General features: G+C 30.7%; 17 protein-coding genes. 13 read left to right on the top strand and 4 right to left on the bottom strand.

Going from position 1 to position 21,841, the window contains the following annotated elements:
- Window positions 1–3 precede the first annotated feature (3 nt).
- A complete protein-coding gene (locus tag IFB02_RS12175) occupies window positions 4–753 on the top strand; it encodes a C40 family peptidase (protein ID WP_106688627.1) in 750 nt (249 codons plus the stop codon).
- A 51-nt stretch (window positions 754–804) separates the two neighbouring features.
- Here the strand turns inward: IFB02_RS12175 and IFB02_RS12170 are convergent, their stop codons facing one another.
- Both IFB02_RS12170 and gyrA read right to left on the bottom strand, forming a co-directional pair.
- A complete protein-coding gene (locus IFB02_RS12170) occupies window positions 805–2,037 on the bottom strand; it encodes a tetratricopeptide repeat protein (RefSeq protein ID WP_106688626.1) in 1,233 nt (410 codons plus the stop codon).
- 32 nt (window positions 2,038–2,069) lie between these two features.
- The gene (gene gyrA / locus IFB02_RS12165) at window positions 2,070–4,625 is read right to left on the bottom strand and encodes a DNA gyrase subunit A (protein ID WP_106688625.1); all 2,556 of its coding nucleotides are present in this window, start codon (window positions 4,623–4,625) and stop codon (window positions 2,070–2,072) included.
- Window positions 4,626–4,882: 257 nt separating this feature from the next.
- On the opposite strand from gyrA, the gene IFB02_RS12160 reads away from it, so the two are divergent.
- The 3 genes from IFB02_RS12160 (at window position 4,883) to IFB02_RS12150 (ending at window position 8,394) form a co-directional block, all read left to right on the top strand.
- A complete protein-coding gene (locus tag IFB02_RS12160; RefSeq protein WP_106688624.1) occupies window positions 4,883–7,435 on the top strand; it encodes an ATP-dependent Clp protease ATP-binding subunit in 2,553 nt (850 codons plus the stop codon).
- 103 nt (window positions 7,436–7,538) lie between these two features.
- The gene (locus IFB02_RS12155) at window positions 7,539–7,919 is read left to right on the top strand and encodes a hypothetical protein (protein WP_106688623.1); all 381 of its coding nucleotides are present in this window, start codon (window positions 7,539–7,541) and stop codon (window positions 7,917–7,919) included.
- Between the two features lie 91 nt (window positions 7,920–8,010).
- Window positions 8,011–8,394, top strand: a complete 384-nt coding sequence (locus tag IFB02_RS12150) for a hypothetical protein (protein WP_146131260.1) — start codon at window positions 8,011–8,013, stop codon at window positions 8,392–8,394.
- On the opposite strand, the gene hutH is transcribed toward IFB02_RS12150, so the two are convergent.
- Window positions 8,383–9,894, bottom strand: coding sequence for a histidine ammonia-lyase (hutH, locus tag IFB02_RS12145; protein WP_106688621.1), 1,512 nt, complete (start codon window positions 9,892–9,894; stop codon window positions 8,383–8,385). The two genes, IFB02_RS12150 and hutH, sit on opposite strands and share 12 nt — an antisense overlap.
- 129 nt (window positions 9,895–10,023) lie before the next feature.
- On the opposite strand from hutH, the gene IFB02_RS12140 reads away from it, so the two are divergent.
- From IFB02_RS12140 to IFB02_RS12120, 5 genes are all read left to right on the top strand, one after another.
- Window positions 10,024–11,076 (top strand): TlpA family protein disulfide reductase, encoded by a 1,053-nt coding sequence (locus IFB02_RS12140; protein ID WP_106688620.1) that lies wholly within the window; start codon window positions 10,024–10,026, stop codon window positions 11,074–11,076.
- A gap of 125 nt (window positions 11,077–11,201) precedes the next feature.
- The gene (locus IFB02_RS12135; protein ID WP_106688619.1) at window positions 11,202–13,409 is read left to right on the top strand and encodes an ATP-binding protein; all 2,208 of its coding nucleotides are present in this window, start codon (window positions 11,202–11,204) and stop codon (window positions 13,407–13,409) included.
- A complete protein-coding gene (locus tag IFB02_RS12130) occupies window positions 13,387–13,809 on the top strand; it encodes a response regulator (protein ID WP_106688618.1) in 423 nt (140 codons plus the stop codon). Before IFB02_RS12135 ends, IFB02_RS12130 begins: the two co-directional genes overlap by 23 nt.
- The gene (locus tag IFB02_RS12125) at window positions 13,806–14,369 is read left to right on the top strand and encodes a response regulator (RefSeq protein ID WP_106688617.1); all 564 of its coding nucleotides are present in this window, start codon (window positions 13,806–13,808) and stop codon (window positions 14,367–14,369) included. Before IFB02_RS12130 ends, IFB02_RS12125 begins: the two co-directional genes overlap by 4 nt.
- Before the next feature lies 1 nt (window position 14,370).
- The gene (locus tag IFB02_RS12120; RefSeq protein ID WP_106688616.1) at window positions 14,371–14,907 is read left to right on the top strand and encodes a biliverdin-producing heme oxygenase; all 537 of its coding nucleotides are present in this window, start codon (window positions 14,371–14,373) and stop codon (window positions 14,905–14,907) included.
- Here IFB02_RS12120 and IFB02_RS12115 read toward each other — a convergent pair.
- A complete protein-coding gene (locus IFB02_RS12115) occupies window positions 14,904–16,454 on the bottom strand; it encodes an NAD(P)H-hydrate dehydratase (RefSeq protein WP_106688615.1) in 1,551 nt (516 codons plus the stop codon). The two genes, IFB02_RS12120 and IFB02_RS12115, sit on opposite strands and share 4 nt — an antisense overlap.
- A 289-nt stretch (window positions 16,455–16,743) precedes the next feature.
- On the opposite strand from IFB02_RS12115, the gene thrA reads away from it, so the two are divergent.
- The 4 genes from thrA (at window position 16,744) to thrC (ending at window position 21,827) form a co-directional block, all read left to right on the top strand.
- Window positions 16,744–19,188, top strand: coding sequence for a bifunctional aspartate kinase/homoserine dehydrogenase I (gene thrA / locus IFB02_RS12110; RefSeq protein WP_106688614.1), 2,445 nt, complete (start codon window positions 16,744–16,746; stop codon window positions 19,186–19,188).
- 3 nt (window positions 19,189–19,191) lie between these two features.
- Window positions 19,192–20,112, top strand: coding sequence for a homoserine kinase (locus tag IFB02_RS12105; protein ID WP_106688613.1), 921 nt, complete (start codon window positions 19,192–19,194; stop codon window positions 20,110–20,112).
- Window positions 20,113–20,116: 4 nt separating this feature from the next.
- Window positions 20,117–20,419 (top strand): GIY-YIG nuclease family protein, encoded by a 303-nt coding sequence (locus IFB02_RS12100; RefSeq protein ID WP_106688612.1) that lies wholly within the window; start codon window positions 20,117–20,119, stop codon window positions 20,417–20,419.
- A gap of 115 nt (window positions 20,420–20,534) precedes the next feature.
- Window positions 20,535–21,827 carry a threonine synthase gene (gene thrC, locus IFB02_RS12095; protein ID WP_106688611.1) on the top strand — a complete coding sequence of 431 codons (1,293 nt, stop codon included), beginning with the start codon at window positions 20,535–20,537 and terminating at the stop codon, window positions 21,825–21,827.
- Window positions 21,828–21,841 lie beyond the last annotated feature (14 nt).

The following is a 21,841-nucleotide window of genomic DNA, read 5'->3' as shown; positions in this document are numbered from 1 at the left end:
ATAATGCAATACGGAATTTGTAATTTAAGCATTGTTCCTCTTAGATTAGAATCTGACGATACTTCCGAAATGGTGTCTCAAGTTTTATACGGAGACACCTTTAAAATCTTAGAGCAACGTAAAAAATGGAGTAGAATTAGACTAGCTTTTGATAAATATGAAGGCTGGATTGATAATAAACAATATTTTGAAATAGACGAAGTTTTATACAAAAGCTTAAATGATAATCCGCTTAAAGTAAGTACAGATTTAGTAGAATGTATTCAAGATGAAAACGAACAACTAAACACTATTGTTTTAGGGTCTACCTTAAATGGATTGGATGCGCTTAAACACACTTATGAAGGTCCTTTTTGCAATATAATACAACCTAAATCAAATATTATTACAACTGCATTTAAATACTTAAACGCACCTTACCTTTGGGGCGGAAAAACACCTTTTGGAATAGATTGTAGTGGATTTACTCAAATGGTTTATAAATTGAACGGTTATAAATTATTAAGAGACGCCTCTCAGCAAGCGACACAAGGTGAAGCTTTAAGTTTTATTGAAGAAAGTGAGCCTGGCGATTTAGCTTTTTTTGATAATAATGAAGGTAATATTATACACGTTGGTATTATCATGCAAGACAATTATATAATTCACGCTCATGGAAAAGTTAGAATTGACCGATTAGATCATTCTGGTATTTACAACGCAGATAAACGTATGCATACACACAAATTAAGAGTCATTAAAAAGATTATATAAATAAAAAAAAAGCTTCCCAATGGGAAGCTTTTTTATAGGTTTATAAATTAATTATCTACCTTCTAATTCAGCTGAAATTGCTTTAGCTTTTTCAGTTTCTCCTAAAGCTTGATAAATATTACGTAACTGCTCTAATATTGAGTTTGGAGCGTTCGTGTTTTTATTTTTGAAATCTAATAAAGTTTGTGCTGATTTTTCAAATAACGAAGATTTTTTATTCTTAAGTTCTTCATATTTTAAATCATCTGCTCTACTTGTTCCTAAAGAATTCATTTGCTCGATTAAAGCATTTCCTTCTTCTAAATATGTCGTAGATAAGTTTAATGCTGCATCTGCATTGGCTGGATTTATACTTAACACTTTATCAAAAGAAGCTCTTGCTTTTTCAATTTCTTTGTTATTCATATAAATTACACCAATATTATAATGTAATTCTGGATTGTTTGGATCTTTTTGAGCTGCTGCTTGTAATAATGACTGAAACTTAGCTTCGTCACCCATTTTAAAATAAATATTAGCCTCATTAATTAATAAGTTAACATCTTCTGGGTTTGCTTGCTTAGCTTTTTCTATTGCTGCTAATGCTTTATCATTTTCACCTTTATTCACATAAATTAATGCAATATTTTTAGTGATTTCTGCAGCTTTAGACTCAGAAGTTTCGTCAGCAGGATTAGTATGTGTTCCTCCTTTTACATATAAATCTCTTTCAGATTTACTGTTGAAAGAATCTACATTTCCTGTTTCTTTGTTTGTTGCAACATAAACAGTTTGTTCTCCTGTATATCCTAATTTATCTAATTCTAAATATACATCTAATGCATTATCAAAATCATTAGCACCTATGTAACTTACTGCTGCATAGTATAAATAATCTTGAGCTTCTGGATTTACTTTATACATACTTTTAAAAATTTGTGCAGCTTTGTTAAATTTTTTGTTTGTATAAAAGTTATTTGCTTTTGTTAAAAGATCATTTTCCATTGTTCTTTTAAACTCTGCTCCTTCTGCTCCTGCATTTACTACATTTTCTATTGCTTTATCCAAATCGTTTCCGCTTGCTGTACCATTAGCATAAAATGCTTGAGCAGAAGCTAAATAGAATTTAGTTTTTAGCTTATCATCCATTGCAGACAATTGGGAGTTTAATTGTGATGCAATAGTTTTTGCCTCAGCAAAATTGCTGCTTTTTACTGCTTTTTCTAATGCTTTAATTTCTTTTTTTTGCGCAAAAGAAAATACAGATACAAATAAAGCTAAAGCTATAATCAATTGTTTTTTCATTTTTTTACTTAGTTTGATTTTTAATTTAAATGTTATTCTTCTTCGTTAGTATCAATAGTTGTGCCACTATCTAAATTTTCTGTATTTTCAAGATCTGTTAGTTCTATATCTTCAGTTTCTTCATCTTCGTCTTTCATCACTTTTGCGACTGCTGCGATAGAATCTTTTCCTTTTAGATTAATTAGTCTAACACCTTGAGTAGCTCTACCCATAATACGTAAGTTTTCTAGTGCTAATCTTATTGCAATTCCCGATTTGTTTATAATCATTAAATCATCAGAATCTGTTACACTTTTTATAGCTACTAGATTACCTGTTTTTTCTGTAATAGATATTGTTTTTACACCTTTACCGCCTCTATTTGTTATACGGTAAATTTCGTCTCCAGTTTCTGGATCGTCTATATAAGTTCTTTTACCATAACCGTTTTCTGATACTACAAGAACTGTTTCTTCTTGCGGATTTTCTATCGTTACCATTCCTATTACTTCATCTGTATCACTACCTAAAGTAATACCTCTAACTCCTGAAGCATTTCTACCCATTGGACGTGTCTTAGCTTCTTCAAATCTAATAGCTTTACCAGATTTTAAAGCTAGCATTACTTGACTGTTTCCTGTTGTAAGTTTTGCTTCTAGTAACTCGTCATTATCTTTAATGGTAATTGCGTTAATTCCGTTAGTACGAGGTCTAGAGTATTGCTCTAAAGCTGTTTTCTTAACCTGACCTTGTTTAGTTGCCATTATGACATAATGAGAATTTATGTAATCCTCATCTTTTAGGTCTTGAGTACAGATAAATGCCATAACCTTATCATCTTGTTCAATATTAATAAGGTTTTGTATTGCTCTACCTTTTGATGTTCTTGAACCTTCAGGTATTTCGTAAACACGCATCCAGAAACACTTCCCTTTTTGTGTGAAGAACAACATATATTGGTGGTTTGTTCCAACAAATAAATGCTCTAAAAAGTCTTCGTTTCTTGTAGTAGAAGCTTTTTGGCCAACGCCGCCTCTATTTTGTGTTTTATATTCAGTTAAAGATGTACGTTTAATATATCCAGCATGCGAAATAGTAATTACTACTTGCTCGTCTGGGATCATATCTTCAATACTTAAATCTCCTCCAGCATATTCTATAACAGATCTACGCTCGTCACCATATTTTTCTTTAACTACTAATAACTCGTCCTTAATGATATCCATTCTACGATCTTTTTTATCTAAGATATCTTTTAAGTCTTCTATAGTTTTTACTATTTCTTCATACTCACTACGTAATTTATCTTGCTCTAGTCCTGTTAATTGACGTAGACGCATATCTACAATAGCTTTTGCTTGTATTTCAGAAAGTTTGAAACGTTCTATTAACTTTTCTCTAGCTTCATCTGCATTAGAAGAAGCTCTAATAATAGCTATAACTTCGTCTATATTATCTGAAGCAATTATTAATCCTTCTAAAATGTGAGCGCGTTCTTCTGCTTTACGTAGTTCGTATTTTGTACGTCTTACTACTACATCATGTCTATGCTCTACAAAATGATGTATTAAATCTTTTAGGTTTAATAATTCTGGTTTTCCGTTAACTAATGCAATATTATTTACACTAAATGAAGATTGTAAAGCGGTATATTTATATAGTTTGTTAAGTACAATATTAGGAATAGCATCTCTTTTTAATACGTAAACAATTCGCATACCGTTACGGTCAGATTCATCACGTATTGAAGATATTCCTTCTAATTTTTTATCATTTATCAAGTCTGCAGTTTTCTTAATCATATCTGCTTTATTAACTTGATAAGGTATTTCATTTACGATAATACACTCACGACCATTTACTTCTTCAATGTTTGCTTTTCCTCGCATGACTATACGTCCGCGACCTGTATGAAAAGCTTCTTTTACACCATCGTATCCATAAATAGTTCCTCCTGTTGGAAAATCTGGAGCTTTTATATGAGTCATTAACTCATCAATCTCGATATCGTTATTATCTATATATGCTATTGTACCATCAACAACTTCAGATAAATTATGAGGTGGCATATTAGTAGCCATACCTACTGCAATACCAGATGCACCATTAATTAAAAGACCTGGAATACGTGTTGGTAAAACAGTTGGTTCTTCTAACGTGTCGTCAAAATTTAACTTATGATCTACAGTTTCTTTATCAATATCTGCCAACATGTCTTCAGATATTTTACGCATACGTGCTTCCGTATAACGCATTGCTGCAGGACTATCGCCATCTACAGATCCAAAGTTACCTTGACCATCTATAAGCATATAACGTAAACTCCATTCTTGTGCCATACGCACCATGGTGTCATATACCGAAGTATCTCCGTGTGGATGATACTTACCTAAAACTTCTCCAACTATTCTTGCAGATTTTTTATGTGCTGTATTAGATCTTACACCTAATTCGTGCATACCATAAAGTACACGTCTATGTACTGGCTTTAAACCATCTCTTACATCTGGAAGTGCACGTGACACAATGACCGACATTGAATAATCAATGTAGGCTGATTTCATTTCATCTTCAATGTTAATCGGAATGAGTTTTTCTCCTTCTGCCATATATATATTAATTAGTTATATTCATTATTTCAAAACACGCTAATATAAAACTTTCGTGAGTATTCACAGGACATTTACGATGTTTTTTCACGATTTTTATTAACAATTTTACACTAGTTTTTAGTTAATAACTCTATTAACAATTATTTGTTAATTATTCTTACTTTCATCGTTTTAATAATTAACATATTATTTAAGGTATAGTTTTTGACATTACTAATAATGTTTACTATTTTTAAAGCAGAAAGGAATATAATATGGATGATAATTTTTCACCAAGAGTAAAAGATGTAATAGCTTACAGTAAAGAAGAAGCCTTAAGATTAGGGCACGACTTTATAGGTACAGAACATCTTATGCTTGGACTTTTAAGAGATGGTAATGGCAAGGCAATAAATATTTTAAATGCGCTAGATATTGATTTAAATCATTTAAGGCGTAAAGTTGAAATATTAAGTCCTGCAAACCCAAATACAACAATAACTTCTAACGAAAAGAAAAACTTGCATTTAACGCGACAAGCAGAACGTGCATTAAAAACTACTTTTTTAGAAGCTAAATTATTTCAAAGTACATCGATAAATACAGCACATTTACTATTGTGCATTTTAAGAAACGAAAATGATCCTACGACCAAGTTATTAAATAAACTTAAAGTGGATTATGATAATGTAAAAGATCAATTTAAGTCTATGATTACAAACGACGACAACTACGATGATATCACAGGAAGCCCAAAAGCAGAGTTTCCTGATGATGATGCACAACAAGATGATGCATCAAAAGACATATTTAACTCACCAACATCTAAAACCAATAAAAAATCTAAAACTCCTGTTTTAGATAATTTTGGACGTGATCTTACTGCTATGGCAGAAGAAGGTAAATTAGATCCTGTTGTTGGAAGAGAAAAAGAAATAGAACGCGTATCTCAAATTCTTTCTAGACGTAAAAAGAACAACCCATTACTTATTGGCGAACCTGGTGTTGGTAAATCTGCAATTGCTGAAGGATTAGCTAATAGAATTGTTAAAAGAAAAGTATCAAGAATTTTATTTAACAAACGCGTTGTTACATTAGACTTAGCCAGTTTAGTTGCAGGTACAAAATACAGAGGTCAGTTTGAAGAACGAATGAAAGCTGTAATGAACGAGCTAGAAAAAAATGATGACGTTATTCTATTTATAGATGAAATTCACACAATAGTTGGTGCTGGCGGCGCAACAGGAAGTTTAGATGCTTCTAATATGTTTAAACCTGCATTAGCAAGAGGCGAAATACAATGTATAGGCGCTACAACACTAGACGAATATAGACAATACATAGAAAAAGATGGTGCATTAGAGCGTCGTTTTCAAAAAGTAATAGTCGAACCAACTAGTGTTGAAGAAACTATAGAAATACTTAATAATATTAAGCCTAAGTATGAAGATCATCATAATGTAGAGTATACACCAGAAGCTATAGAAGCTTGTGTAAAACTTACTAATAGATACATGACAGATCGTTTTCTTCCAGATAAAGCTATAGATGCTTTAGATGAAGCTGGATCTAGAGTGCATATTACTAATATTGATGTTCCTAAGCAGATTATCGAGCTAGAAAAAAAGCTTGAAGAAGTTAGAGAAACTAAAAATTCGGTAGTAAAAAAGCAAAAATACGAAGAAGCTGCTAGATTACGTGATGACGAAAAACGTCTAGAAAAAGAACTAGCTGTTGCTCAAGAAAAATGGGAAGAAGAAACCAAATTACACCGCGAAACTGTAACAGAAGATAACGTTGCAGATGTTATTTCTATGATGACTGGTGTTCCTGTAAATAGAATTGCTCAAACCGAGAGTAATAAATTAGCACAATTACCAGAACTTATTACAGGAAAAGTAATTGGTCAAGACGATGCAGTAACTAAAGTAGTTAAAGCAATTCAACGTAATCGTGCTGGATTAAAAGATCCAAATAAACCAATTGGTTCGTTTATCTTTTTAGGACAAACTGGTGTTGGTAAAACACAGTTAGCAAAAGTACTTTCTAAACAATTATTTGATAGCGAAGAGTCTTTAATTAGAATAGACATGAGTGAATACATGGAAAAATTCGCAATTTCTAGATTAATTGGTGCTCCTCCAGGATATGTTGGTTATGAGGAAGGTGGACAACTTACAGAAAAAGTAAGACGTAAACCTTATTCTGTAGTTCTTCTAGACGAAATTGAAAAAGCGCATCCAGATGTCTTTAATATGTTATTACAAGTATTAGATGATGGATATTTAACTGATAGTTTAGGAAGAAAAATAGATTTTAGAAACACTATCATTATTATGACTTCTAATATTGGTGCCAGAAAATTAAAAGATTTTGGTACAGGTATAGGATTTGGTACTTCTTCGCAAAAGGCGCAAGAAGATGCAAATGCAAGAAGTGTCATAGAAAATGCATTAAAAAAATCTTTTGCACCAGAATTTTTAAACAGAATAGACGATGTCATTGTATTTAATGCTTTAGAACAAGAAGATATTAACAAGATTATTGATATAGAACTTGATAAGCTACTAAAACGCATAGATGGTTTAGGCTACAAATTACAATTAACTAAAGAGGCTAAAATGTTTATTGCTGAAAAAGGTTTTGACAAACAATATGGCGCAAGACCTTTAAAACGTGCAATACAAAAATATATTGAAGATGCCTTAGCTGAAGAAATAATTACTTCAAAATTACACGAAGGCGATAAGATTGTAATGGATTTAGATAAAAGTTCAAATGAAATTACAATTTCTATAGAAACTTCAGAAAAAACAAAGGAATCTTAAGAATAGGATTACAAAACCTTTAAAAATTAAACCTGATAATTGCAAAATTATCAGGTTTTTTGTATTTTTAGTAAACACCTATTAACCAACTACTTAACAAGTAATGTCTAAAATAGTAAAATTAGATTTTTGTAGCTTAGAATTTAAAGATCGCGTTGTTATTGCCATAATTAACGAAGGCATTCATATTGATTACTATTACAGTAAGCAAATAGCAAATACTTGTTTAGATTATTTTAAAGACCAACCTTTTGTGTATTTAACACACCGTAAAAAATCGTATTCTGTAGATGTTACCAAATACACTTTTGTAAACGATTTAAAAACGTTAAAAGGTTTTGGTGTGATTTCAACTTCACTTTCTGCTAGAAATGCCGAAATAGAAAACTTATTTATTTCTAAACCCTTCGAAATTTTTGATACTATTGAAGACGCTTTAATATGGGCAAAGCAGGTTTTAGAAAATGATGAAATTGAAAGTTAGTTCAATTTTTATGTTTCAATATTAACATTTTTCACTTTGAAAAACAGCTTATATTTGCTAAATTAGAATACAACTGATTAATAGCTAAATAATGATAATCGAACTTGACTTTTGCAAGTTGGAATTTTTTGACACTTACGTAATAAATACTATTTATGAAGGTGTCACAGTAGATCAAGAAAAAAATAATATGCTTTTAGATATTATTTTAGAATATTATAAAGACAAAGCTTACATCTACATTTCCAACAGATCACATTCCTACTCTGTAGATCCAAGCATTTATGTGATTTGCTCTCAGTTCGACACGCTTTTAGGTTTTGGTGTGGTAACAGATCAAACCATTGTAAAAAGAAACACAGAATTAGAAAAACTATTCTACACTAAAGAATTTGAAGTATTTGATACTCTAGAATTAGCTACAAATTGGGCCAAAATAGTTGTAGAAAATCACAGAAAGGATTTAGTCAAATAACACTTCAGAATCTATTTCTAGATGTTTGATAAATAAAATAGACGCTTCAATATCGTCGTGTAACACTTCATCTTCTTTAACAAAAGGGACTTCTACCCTATAGCTTTGTAAAAAAGACTCTATAAAACTAGACGATTGTAATGGCAATCTAAAACATAAAGCTTGAGAAGCATTAAATAATTCTATAGCTAATACACGTTCTACATTATGTATTAAACTATATGCTTGTGTTGCTGCATTTGCGCCCATACTTACATGATCTTCTTGACCATTACTAGACACAATACTATCTATACTTGCAGGACTTGCTAATTGCTTATTAGCACTAACAATACTTGCTGCTGTGTATTGCGGTATCATAAAACCACTGTTTAAACCTGGATTGTCTACTAAAAATGCTGGTAAACCTCTTAATCCAGAAACCAATTGAAAGACACGTCTTTCGGAAATATTTCCTAATTCCGACATAGCAATTTTAAGATAATCTAATGCCAATGCTAATGGTTGCCCATGAAAATTACCTCCAGAAATTATTTTGTCTTCTTTTGCAAAAATGTTTGGATTATCCGTAACCGAGTTAATTTCGGTAATAAATGTTTTTTCTACAAAAGCTAGTGTATCTTTTGTTGCTCCATGTACTTGTGGTATACACCTAAAGCTATAAGGATCTTGCACATGTTGTTTTTCTTGCTGTATAATTTCACTTCCTTCTACAAAAGCTCTTATTCTTTCAGCAGTTTTTAACTGTCCATTATGTGGTCTAACCAAGTGAATTAACTCGTCAAAAGGCTCTATTCTACCATCAAAAGCTTCAAGAGAAATACTTCCAATTAAATCTGCTAAATAAGATAATTTATAAGACTTTAATAGTAAATAAATACCATAAGCACTCATAAATTGTGTACCATTAAGTAGTGCTAATCCTTCTTTAGATTGCAGTTTTATTACATCCCATTTAAAAAACGTGTTTAAATCTTCTGCATCTAAAATTGCATCTTTATACCAAACTTTACCTTTTCCAATTAGTGGTAAAGATAAATGTGCTAAAGGCGCCAAATCACCAGAAGCACCTAAAGAACCTTGCGTATAAACAATTGGTAAAATATTATGATTAAAAAATGCAATTAAGCGTTGTACTGTTTGTAATTGCACACCAGAATGACCATAACTTAAAGATTGTATTTTAAGAAGTAACATAAGCTTGACAACCTGATTTGGTACTACATCACCTGTACCACATGCATGCGACATCATTAGGTTTTCTTGCAGTTTAGTTAAGTTGTCTTTACTAATCTTTACATTATATAAAGAACCAAAACCAGTATTTATCCCATAAATTGGTTGTGTTTCTGCCTTTAATTTATCATCTAAATAAGCTCTACAATTTTCAATTTTATCAATAGCCTCGTTAGATAATTCTAATTGCTTTTCTTCTAAAATTATCGATTGTATTGTTGCTAAATCTAATGGATTAGAAGATATATAATGTATGTTATTCATGGATTATAAAAATTGTGCTTCAAAAGTGAGAATTTGATATAAATTGTGCAAGTTTTTGTTAATAATTCCTCAAAATATTAATTCCTTAAAATATTCTCTTATTTTTGATTAAAATTTAAATTATTCATAATGAAAAAAATATTAATGTGCTTAGCAGGATTAGCAATTATAGCCTGCAAAGAAGAACCTAAAGATTATGTTACTTTTTCTGGTAAAATCACTAACCCTAACAGTGATTCTTTATACGTTTTTCAAGGAAGAAACTATAATAAAACTTTAAAAGTTAACGAAGATGGTACTTTTAACGATACTTTAAAAGTTAACACAGGAATATACATGATCTATGACGGTAACGAGCAAACTGCTGTTTACTTAAAAAATGGTGCCGAAATTAACATGACAATTGACACAAAACAATTTGACGAGTCTGTTAAATTTACTGGTAAAGGCTCTGAAAGTTCTAATTATTTAGCCGAAAAAGCATTGTTCCAAGAAGATTTAATAAATCCTGGACTTTTTGATTATGAAAAAGAAGAATTTACTAAAGAAGTAGAAAAGATTCAATCTAAAATGAATTCGTTTTTAGCAGAAAGAGAAGCTGGTTTAGACTCTTTATTACTTGCTAACGAAAAATCTACTATTAGCCAATTTACTCCTGGTATTACTGGTGCTTACGAACAGCAAAAAATGCAAGCAGAAATGCGTGCAAAACAATTTGCAGATCTAATTGGTAAACCTGCACCAAACTTTAATTTTGAAAATGTAAAAGGTGGTAAAACTACTCTAGCTGATTTAAAAGGTAAATATACTTACATAGATGTTTGGGCAACTTGGTGTGGACCTTGTATTAGAGAAATTCCTTATTTAAAAGAATTAGAAAAAGATATGCACGATAAAAACATTCAGTTTGTAAGTATATCTGTTGATGATGGTAGAGGCTATAAAAACGATGCTGCTGCTGCAAGAGAAGGTTGGATTAAAATGGTGGCAGATAAAGATTTAGGTGGTATTCAATTATTATCTGATGCTGGTTGGAAAGCAGATTTTATTCAAGGTTTTAAAATTAATTCTATACCTAGATTTTTATTATTAGATCCAAAAGGTAATGTTGTAGATGCAGATGCTAAAAGACCTTCTAGCCCAAAGCTAAAAGAATATCTTAATGGATTAGAAAACATGTAGTATTACACTATATTTCAAAGCACAAAAAAGCGAGCTTATATAGCTCGCTTTTTTTATTTTGTTTAACTTTTTTAATAAAATGTTTAATAAAATTTATAATTTTAACATTCTAACCAACCAAACTATTGAAATCTTATCCCAAAATAACTGACATTAATAAATGTGAAGACGAGCCTATTCACTTAATACCAAATGTTCAACAATTTGGTTGTTTATTAGTATTAGATTATAAAGACACTATAATCCAATGTAGCAACAATACAATAGATATTTTAAATATTGCTTCTCAAGAGTTACTAGGTACTAAAATTGATAAGCATATATCTTTGGATTTAAAAAATACTTCTGGTAACAATCCAATAATAACGACTTGCAATACAATACCTATTTTAATAAATGTTCATGAATATGAAAGTTATGTTATTTTAGATATAGAGCAGTTAAGTGATACAGATTGGGATCAATTTCAGTTTCAACAATACATGATAAATAGTTTAAATAATTTATCTAATTGCAATAATTTAACCGATTTATCCAACAACATCACACAAACTACAAAAGATTTATTTGATTATGATCGTGTAATGCTGTACAAGTTTGACGAGCATTGGAACGGTCAAATCATTGCTGAAACTAAAGAAGAACATTTAACATCATGGTTAGGAATTAATTATCCTGCAACAGATATTCCCGCAAATGCCAGACAATTGTTTTTAAAACAAGGTGTAAGAGTTATTTCTAATGTTGAAGAAACTAATGCCGCTTTAACACCAACGGTAAATTGTGTGACTAACAGTCTAACAGATATTTCTAAATCACATTTTAGAGCCGCTTCACCATTTCATATAGAATACTTAAAAAATATGAAAGTTAGCGCTACACTAACTTGTGCGATTGTTAATGATGATAAACTTTGGGGATTAATTGCATGTCATAACTATTCGGCTAAATCCTTAAGTTTTCAAAAACGTCAAGCTTGTTTGTTATACTCGAAGATGATTTCTAATCAAATAAGCATAAAACAATCTAATTTTTACTTACAAAAAATTAATAACCATTCTACAGTTAGATTAAAACTTGTAGAAAATATGAGTGAGAAATGGGATTTAATCAAAGGGCTAACGCAACATAATGTTACAGGATTAAACCTTTTAGAATCAGATAGTTTTATTATAGCATATAACGATACAATTTATAATCTAGGAAACACGTTAGAGCAAACTATTTTAAAAAAATTAATAAAAGAATTAGAGCAATTAACTAAACAAAGTGATTATTTTATTTCAAATAACATTAGTGAAGATATAAATTGGTTAAAAACGTATAGTAAAGATATATCTGGTGTTATGTATTTTAGAATTTCTAAAAAAAGTAACGAATCTGTTCTTTGGATTAGAAAAGAAAAAATAGACACTAAAATTTGGGGCGGAAATCTTGATAAAATTAATATAGAAAAAGAGACTAATAGCAGATTATCACCAAGAAAATCTTTCGAAAAATGGTCACAATATGTAAAGCATACCGCAATAAAATGGGAAGCTCACGAAGTGTCTGCAGCAAAAGCATTAGTTAATGATATAAAAAACATTATTGTCACCAAGTTTAGTGAGGTCAATAAATTAAACAAACAATTAAGAAACCTTAATCAAGAATTAGAAAGTTTTAGCTACAGTGTAAGTCACGATTTAAGAGGTCCATTACGTGGTATCGATGGTTTTGCAAACATTTTAAAAGAAGATTATTTTGATGTTTTGGATGACTTTGGGAAAGAATCTGTAGAAACTATTATTAATTCTGCCGAAAAAATGAACAGCTTAATGGACGATATATTAAGCTACAGTGGATTAAGTAAAGTAGATAAAATAGACGATTATCACAACTTAAACAATATCATATCTGACGTTTTAAAAGATAACGATTTATTAAAAAACAACCCAAAAACAAATATTATAATAAACCCTAATTTACCAGAAATTTTTGGTGACAAAATGATGATTTATCAGCTTATCTCCAATCTAATAACCAATGCGTTTAAATATTCTAGTAAAGTAGATAATCCTAAAATTGAAATAGATTACTACAACGACGGAGAAAAAAATATTTATTTCGTAAAAGATAATGGTATAGGTTTTAAACCAGAATACAGCAAAAAAATATTTGGTGTATTTATGCGATTAACCAATAAAGACTATTCTGGAACAGGAGTTGGATTAGCAATTGCACAACGTATAGTGTACAGACATAGTGGTGATATTTGGGCAGAATCACAATTAAATAAAGGCGCGAAATTTAATTTTTACTTTGGACAAAATGAAAAAAGAATTAAAGGATAACATTATATTAATTGAAGATAGAGACGAAGATATTCAACTTATAAAACGTATAATTACGCAAACCTATCCTAACCTAAATTTAATTGTAATAAACGACTCTGAAGTTGCTCTAGAACATATAAAAAACAAAAAAATATTAAAACATAGACCAAAACTAATTATCTTAGATATCAATATGCCAAAAATAAATGGCTTAGAATTATTATTAGAAATTAAAATTAATAACGATTACAATAAAATACCAAGTATAATATTTAGCTCTAGTACGCATCAAAACGACATTAATAACGCTTATTCCAATAACATCAATAGTTATGTACAAAAACCTATGAATTATAAAGATTTAAAAAAGGTACTTACAGCAACAATAGACTATTGGACTAACATAAACTTATCATGATTACAAAAAAAATAAATATCTTAATGGTAGAAGATTCTATCACAGATGCGTCTTTAATTCAACGACAAATTAATAAGTGTGTAGAAGATACAGAAATTAGACTTGTAGACGATTTACTTAAATTTAGACACGCATTAAAAACCTTTGTGCCGGATTTTGTAATTTCAGATTACCAACTGGTTGGGTTTAATGCGTTAGATGTTATAAATGATTTAAATATAATTTATCCAAAAACACCAGTTATAATCATTACTGGAACTTTAAATAATGAAGAACTTGCTGCCGATTCTATTCTAAATGGTGCAGCTGCTTTTTTATTAAAAAACGACATTAACAATCTATACAAAAAGCTAGAACCAATTTTTGATCATTTAATAGACAAAAACGACAAAGAACTTAAACGATTAGAGAAAAAACGTATTGAAAGAAAAAAGCTAGAAGAAATTCATGCTACATTAAAAAATGCTGCTAAGTTAGATTTAACAGACGAAAATGTTAGCACATATTACGAAAAGTTAATTGGTAATATTTCTGAAAATATTAAATCTCTACTAAGTTAATATGGATATTTTAACACAATTAAAAGAACAAACCAAGCAAAAACATCTTGAAGTAGAAGCTAATAGCGGAATTAGCAAGATTTTTGATCATTCCATTACAGTTAAAGAATATCAAGACATACTTCAAAATAACTATAATGCATACTATACTACAGAAAGTGCAATTTCATCTTACTTTCCAATAGAATCTATTGCAACTTGGATTTTTAATGATTTAGAAAAGCCAACTTCATCTAATTTAGAGTTTCGATTAGATAACAATCATCAAGCTTTAGGAGCGCAATACGTTATTGAAGGTTCTTTATTAGGAAGCGCTTATATCGCCAAAGAAATAAGTAATTGCCATAATCTAAATTCTTTAAAACCTCAATCGTTTTACACAAGACCTGATAAAGCAAGAATTAATCGTTGGTCTACTTTTAAAAAGCAAATGCAAGACCAATCGTTTACAAAACAACAAACCGAAGATATTATTGCTGGCGCTAATAAAACCTTCGATTTATTTAATACTGTATTTACAAATAAAGTAGTTGATTAATTTTCTTCTTCTTCCTCTACTTGAGGTTGTTCTGGTTGCTTGAATAAATCTAAATACGCTAATGGTATTCCTTCTACTACATGAGTTGCAATAAAACTTTGGTAGCCTAATTCTTCAACTAACAAATCTGCTGCTTTACCATGTAAATACACTGCAAAAATAGTAGCAGATAACAAATCATAACCTTGAGTTAGTAATCCTAAAATCATTCCTGTTAATACATCTCCAGTTCCTGCTGTAGCTAAACCTGGATTTCCTGTTACGTTTACATAAAGTTTATCCTCTGCAACAGTAATTGTATTTGCACCTTTAATTACAATAATACATTGGTGTTTTTTACTAAAAGCTTTGGCTTTGTCTAACTTGTCAAAATCGTCTTTCCAAGTTCCAATTAATCGTTCTAACTCTTTTGGATGTGGCGTTAAAACGGTTTGGCGTTTAGGCAAAAACTCTAATAAGTTATTATGCTCTGCTAGAATATTTAATCCATCTGCATCTATAACTAAAGGTTTTGTATTAGATTTTAAAAACGCTTCAAAAGCGCTTACTGTTTTTTGATCTGTTCCTGCTCCAACACCAAATGCTATAGCATTTACATCTACATCAAATTCTATTTTAGTTAATTTTTCTTCGTCTTTATCGGTAATCAACATCAATTCCGGAAACGCAGATTGCAAAGGAATATATCCACATTTTGGTGTAAAAGCGGTTACTTTTCCTGCGCCAACACCTAAAGCACCACGACCAGCTAAATTTACAGCTCCTATTTTACCATAACTTCCGCCAATAATTAATCCGTGACCAAATGTACCTTTATGGCTAAATTTTTCTCGCGGTTTGTAGATTGGCAAAACTTCATTTTTACCAATTAAATCTACTTCGGTTGGTGTTGTATATAAAAATTCTGGATCTATACCAATGTCTAAAACTTCCCATTGCACCGTAAATTTTGCTGTTTGTGGTAAGAAAAATACAAGTTTTGGTGATTGAAAACTTAAGGTATATCCTGCATTGACAACTGCTTCTTCATTAGTTGGAACAGCATCTGTCATTAAACCCGATGGAATATCTATTGATAGAACAAATGCTTTTGTGACTCTAAAATGATTAAATAAATTAACAACCCAACTAGCAACTGGTCTGTTTAATCCTATTCCAAAAACGGCGTCTACAATAATATCTCTAGCATCTATTGCAGGTAATTCACTGTCTTCATTTAGTAAAATTGGCCAATCTTTTGTTGTATTTTTTATGCGATCGTAATTATTTAAAAAATCTTTAGATCGTGTTGTACTATAATTAACTATATAGGTTTTAACATTGTAACCATGTGTGATTAAATGACGTGCTACCACTAACCCATCGCCACCATTATTACCAATACCACAAAACACATGAATTGGTACTTGTGCGCCTTGCATTCGCATATGTATCCAATTAAATATTTGTGTTCCTGCACGTTCCATTAATTCGGTAGACGTAATATTTTGCTTTTTTGCGGTTAAGGCATCACCTTGATAGATCTGTTCTTTAGAAAATATTTTCATTTAAAGATTTGTTTCTATTTCATTTTAATTACAAATAAATCATTGCAATCAAAATTCTTTAATAATTAATAAAATTTAAGCTTAATATTATCAATTTGCTAAAAATTAAGCATGGGTTTGATTATTAGGGTAAAAGTAATACTTTTGAAAAGTATAGATGCAAAAAATGATAAAAACAAACACAATTATTACTACTATTTTTATTACCCGTTAGGGTTATGCTTCTTTACACCTTCCGTTTAAGGTAGTTTTAAAAACTACAATTTCTATTTCACATAAAAAATTATAAATGAAAGTTTTAAAATTTGGAGGAACTTCTGTTGGTTCTAGTCAAAACATACAAAAAGTAATTGCCATATTAGACGAAAAATCTATAGACGATAATGTAATTTGTGTCGTATCTGCAATTGGCGGTATTACAGATAAATTGCTTAATGCTGGACAATTAGCAAAAAATAAGGATAAAGGTTACGAGACTGCATTTAATACCATCAAAACCATTCATTTTGATACTTTAAGTGCTCTATTACCACAACCTTCAAAAGCGATTATTACCACTTTAGAAAATAGTCTTCAGCAATTAAAAGAATTATTAAACGGAATTTTTTTAATTAACGAATTATCGCCTAAAACTTCAGATAAATTAGTAAGTTTTGGAGAATGCTTATCCTCTACTATCATAGCCGAAACTATGAAAAATAAAGGCTACAATGTAGCTTTAAAAAATAGTCAAGAACTAATTACAACAGATGATAATTTTACAAGAGCACAAGTAAATTTTGAAGTCACCAATAAAGCCATAAAAAGCTATTTTGTAAACGCAGATCAAACCATAACTATTCTACCTGGTTTTGTATCTAAATCTAGTTCTGGAGAACAAACTACGCTTGGTCGTGGCGGATCAGATTTTACTGCTTCAATTATTGCAGCAGCCTTACAAGTAAGCCAATTAGAAATTTGGACAGATGTAAGTGGTATGTATACAACCAATCCAAAATTAGTAAAACAAGCCTTTCCTATTGATAATTTATCGTATCAAGAAGCTATGGAATTATCGCATTTTGGCGCCAAAGTATTATATCCGCCAACAGTGCAACCTGTTTTAGATTTAGACATACCAATTCACATAAAAAACACTTTTGATCCCGAAGCAAAAGGCACAATTATCACTAAACAAGAACAGCAATCTAAACATACGGTTAAAGGAATTAGTAATATTAACAATATTGCGTTATTAACTTTAGAAGGTAGCGGTATGATTGGTATTCCTGGTTTTTCCAAGCGTTTATTTGAAGTTTTAGCTACCGAAAAAATAAATGTAATTTTTATCACACAAGCCTCTTCAGAGCATTCTATTTGCTTCGGAATTGACAACGCAGATGCCGAGCGCGCTAAAAAAGCTATTGATACAACTTTTGATTATGAAATTTCACTACATAAAATTAATCCAATCGCTGTAGAAAAAGACTTATCGATTATTGCTTTAGTTGGCGATAACATGAAAAGTCATCAAGGCATTAGCGGAAAAATGTTTAGTACACTAGGTAAAAACAATATAAATATTCGCGCTATTGCACAAGGTGCTTCAGAAAAAAATATTTCTGCAGTTGTATCAGAAAAGGATGTGAAAAAAGCATTAAACGCTTTACACGAACGCTTTTTTGAAAGCAACACCAAACAACTTAATGTGTTTATAACTGGTGTTGGAAATGTTGGTGAAAAACTAATCGAACAGATTAAACAGCAACACAGTTTTTTAAAGAAAAACCTAAAATTAGATGTTAGAATTGTAGGATTATCTAATTCTAGAAAAATGGTGTTTAAACCAAATGGTATTGATTTAAAAAATTGGGCTGCAACTTTTCATCATGCAGAAAAATCAAGCATAGAAGGATTTTACAACAAAGTAGTACAGCTTAATTTAAGAAACAGCATTTTTGTAGACGTTACTGCAAATGAAGACGTGGCTAACATCTACGAAAAATACCTAAGACATAGCGTTGCAGTTGTTGCTTGTAGCAAAATTGCTTGTTCTAGCACATTTTCAAATTATAAAAAGCTACAAGATTTAGCTTTAAAATATAACGCGCCTTTTTTATACGAAACTAACGTTGGTGCAGGATTACCAATAATTAACACACTTAATAACTTAGTAGCGTCTGGAGACAAAGTGATTAGTATTCAAGCTGTTTTGTCTGGTAGCTTAAACTTTGTGTTTAACAATTTTAGCGATAAGAAAAATTTTCATGACACCGTAAAACAAGCGCAATTTGAAGGTTATACTGAACCTGATCCGCGTATTGATTTAAGCGGAATTGATGTCGCTAGAAAAATATTAATCTTAGCTAGAGAAAATGGTATAAAAATGGAAATTGAGGATATCGAAAATAAATCCTTTTTAACCAAACAAAACTTAGAGAGTAATTCGGTAGACGATTTTTATGACACTTTAATTGCAGACGAAGCTCATTTTCAAAAGTTATATGCGTCTGCTAAAGCGAATAATTGCCAACTAAAATATGTAGCCGAATACAAAAACGGAAAAGCAAAAGTTGGCTTACAAGAAATTCCTGAAGGACATCCATTTTATAATCTAGAAGGAAAAGATAATATAGTGATGTTTCACACACAACGCTATCCAGAACAACCTTTAATTGTAAAAGGTGCTGGCGCTGGCGCAGATGTAACAGCTTCTGGATTATTTGCTGATATTATTAAAATAGGAAACATATAACCTATGGAACAAATTTCTATTTTTTCTCCAGCAACTGTTGCAAATGTGTCTTGTGGTTTTGATGTCCTTGGATTTTGTTTAGATCATATTGGTGACAAAATGATTATAAAAAAGACTAAAGAAAAAGGATTGAAAATCACAAAAATTGAAGGTGCAAATCTTCCTTTTGATATCGAAAAAAATGTGGCTGGCGTTGCTGCTTTAGCAATATATCAAGATGCAAAACCAGATTATGGTTTTGAGATTGAAATTTATAAAAATATAAAACCCGGAAGTGGTATTGGTAGTAGTTCTGCTAGTGCATCTGGAGTTGTTTTTGCTATCAACCAATTATTAGGCAATCCTTACAATGTTACTCAATTAACCGAATTTGCAATGAAAGGTGAAGCTGTTGCAAGTGGTTGTGAGCATGCAGATAACATTGCTCCTGCACTTTTTGGTGGCTTTACTTTGGTAAAAAGTACGCAACCATTGGAAGTACTGTCATTACCAACACCAGCAGATTTATTTGCAACAATAATTCATCCTCAAATCGAAGTGAAAACTGCTGAAGCTAGAGCCATTTTACCTAAAAAAGTAGAATTACAACATGCCATATCGCAATGGGCAAATGTTGGTAGTTTGGTACATGCATTACACACTAACGATTATAATTTATTAAGCCATTCTTTAAAAGATAACATTGTAGAACCTTTTAGAAGTAAGCTTATTCCCTATTTTGATGACGTAAAAAATGCTGCAATAAACGCTGGTGGATTAGGAACTGGTATTTCTGGTTCTGGTCCTTCTATTTTCACTTTAAGTAAAGGCGAAAAAACAGCAAAAGACGTTGAAAAAGCTATACAAAACGTGTACAGTAAAACAGATATAGAATTTAATACTTACGTATGTAAAATTAATACTGAAGGCATAAAAATTTTATAGATCATTGAAAGGAAACTACTATAATTATTATGTTTATTTACTTTCAAGTAAGAAAAATGGAACATTGTATATTGGTGTTACTAATGATTTAGAAAGAAGAATGTTTGAACATAAAAATAAATTAGTTTCTGGATTTACTGCAAAATACAACGTAAACAAATTAATGTATTTTGAAGATTTTCAGTATGTAAATGATGCATTAAAAAGAGAAAAACAATTGAAAAACTGGAATAGACAATGGAAAATAGATTTAATCGAAAAAGAAAATAAAGAATGGAAGGATTTATCTATAGATTGGAAATATTAGTAGATTCTGCGTCGTAGCGCAGAATGACAATCAAAACAAAAACCCTTGTCATTCCGCACTTGATGCGGAATCCAAAATTATTAAATAAATTATTCCTTTAAGGAAAGACACTAATATGAAATACTACTCTTTAAATAAAAAAGCACCAATTACTACATTCGAAAATGCAGTAGTAAAAGGATTAGCGCCAGACAAAGGACTTTATTTTCCTGAAAAAATAACGCCTTTACCACAATCCTTTTTTGATAATATTGACAATCTTTCACACGCTGAAATTGCTTTTGAAGCCATCAAACAGTTTGTAAGTCCTGAAATTCCTGAAGCCGAAATTAAACGAATTGTGGAAGACACATTGTCTTTCGATTTTCCTATTGAAAAACTTACAGAGCAAATTTCAACTTTAGAATTATTTCATGGTCCAACGATGGCGTTTAAAGATGTTGGCGCTCGTTTTATGGCGCGTTGCTTAGGTTATTTTAATAAAGAAAACACTAATGAAGTTACAGTTTTAGTAGCTACTTCTGGCGATACCGGTGGCGCTGTTGCTAACGGATTTTTAGGTGTAAAAGGTGTAAATGTAGTGATCCTCTATCCTAGCGGAAAAGTAAGTGATATTCAAGAAAAACAATTAACTACACTTGGTAAAAATATTAGAGCTTTAGAAGTAGATGGTGTTTTTGACGATTGTCAAGACATGGTAAAACGTGCTTTTTTAGATGAAGAATTAACGTCTAAAATGCAATTAACATCTGCAAATTCGATAAATGTGGCGCGTTGGTTACCGCAAATGTTTTATTTCTTTTTTGCTTATAAACAGTTACACAACTCACATAAAGACATTGTGTTTTCTGTTCCAAGCGGAAATTTTGGTAACATTTGTGCAGGTATGATGGCGCAACAATTAGGCTTACCAATCAAACATTTTATAGCTTCTAACAATGCTAATAATGTGGTTACAGAATTTTTAAAAACCAAAAATTATCAACCTAAACCGTCTGTACAAACCATTAGTAATGCGATGGATGTTGGTAATCCAAGCAATTTTATTCGTATACAAGAAATTTATAATCAAGATTTTAACGAATTAAAAAACAACATAACGTCTTACAGCTATACAGATGAAGACACTTGCGAAGCGTTAAAAGAAATGTATAACGATTACAACTACGTTGCAGATCCACATGGCGCTGTTGGTTATTTAGGCTGTAAAGACTATTTAAAAACTAATTCAAACGCGCATTGTGTCTTTTTAGAAACAGCGCATCCAACCAAGTTTTTAGATGTTGTGGAAGATGTTATTAAAGAAAATATAGAATTACCACCACAAATTTTAAGCGTCATGGATAAAAAGAAAAAGGCGACTAAAATTAGTTCTTATGAAGAATTGAAACGTTTCTTATTGAAATAACAATTCATCATCTA

Source organism: Mesoflavibacter profundi (assembly GCF_014764305.1).
GTDB classification, from domain to species: domain Bacteria; phylum Bacteroidota; class Bacteroidia; order Flavobacteriales; family Flavobacteriaceae; genus Mesoflavibacter; species Mesoflavibacter profundi.
The sequence above is the reverse complement of the archived record's forward strand: the minus strand, read 5'-3'. Positions and strand labels throughout refer to the sequence as shown.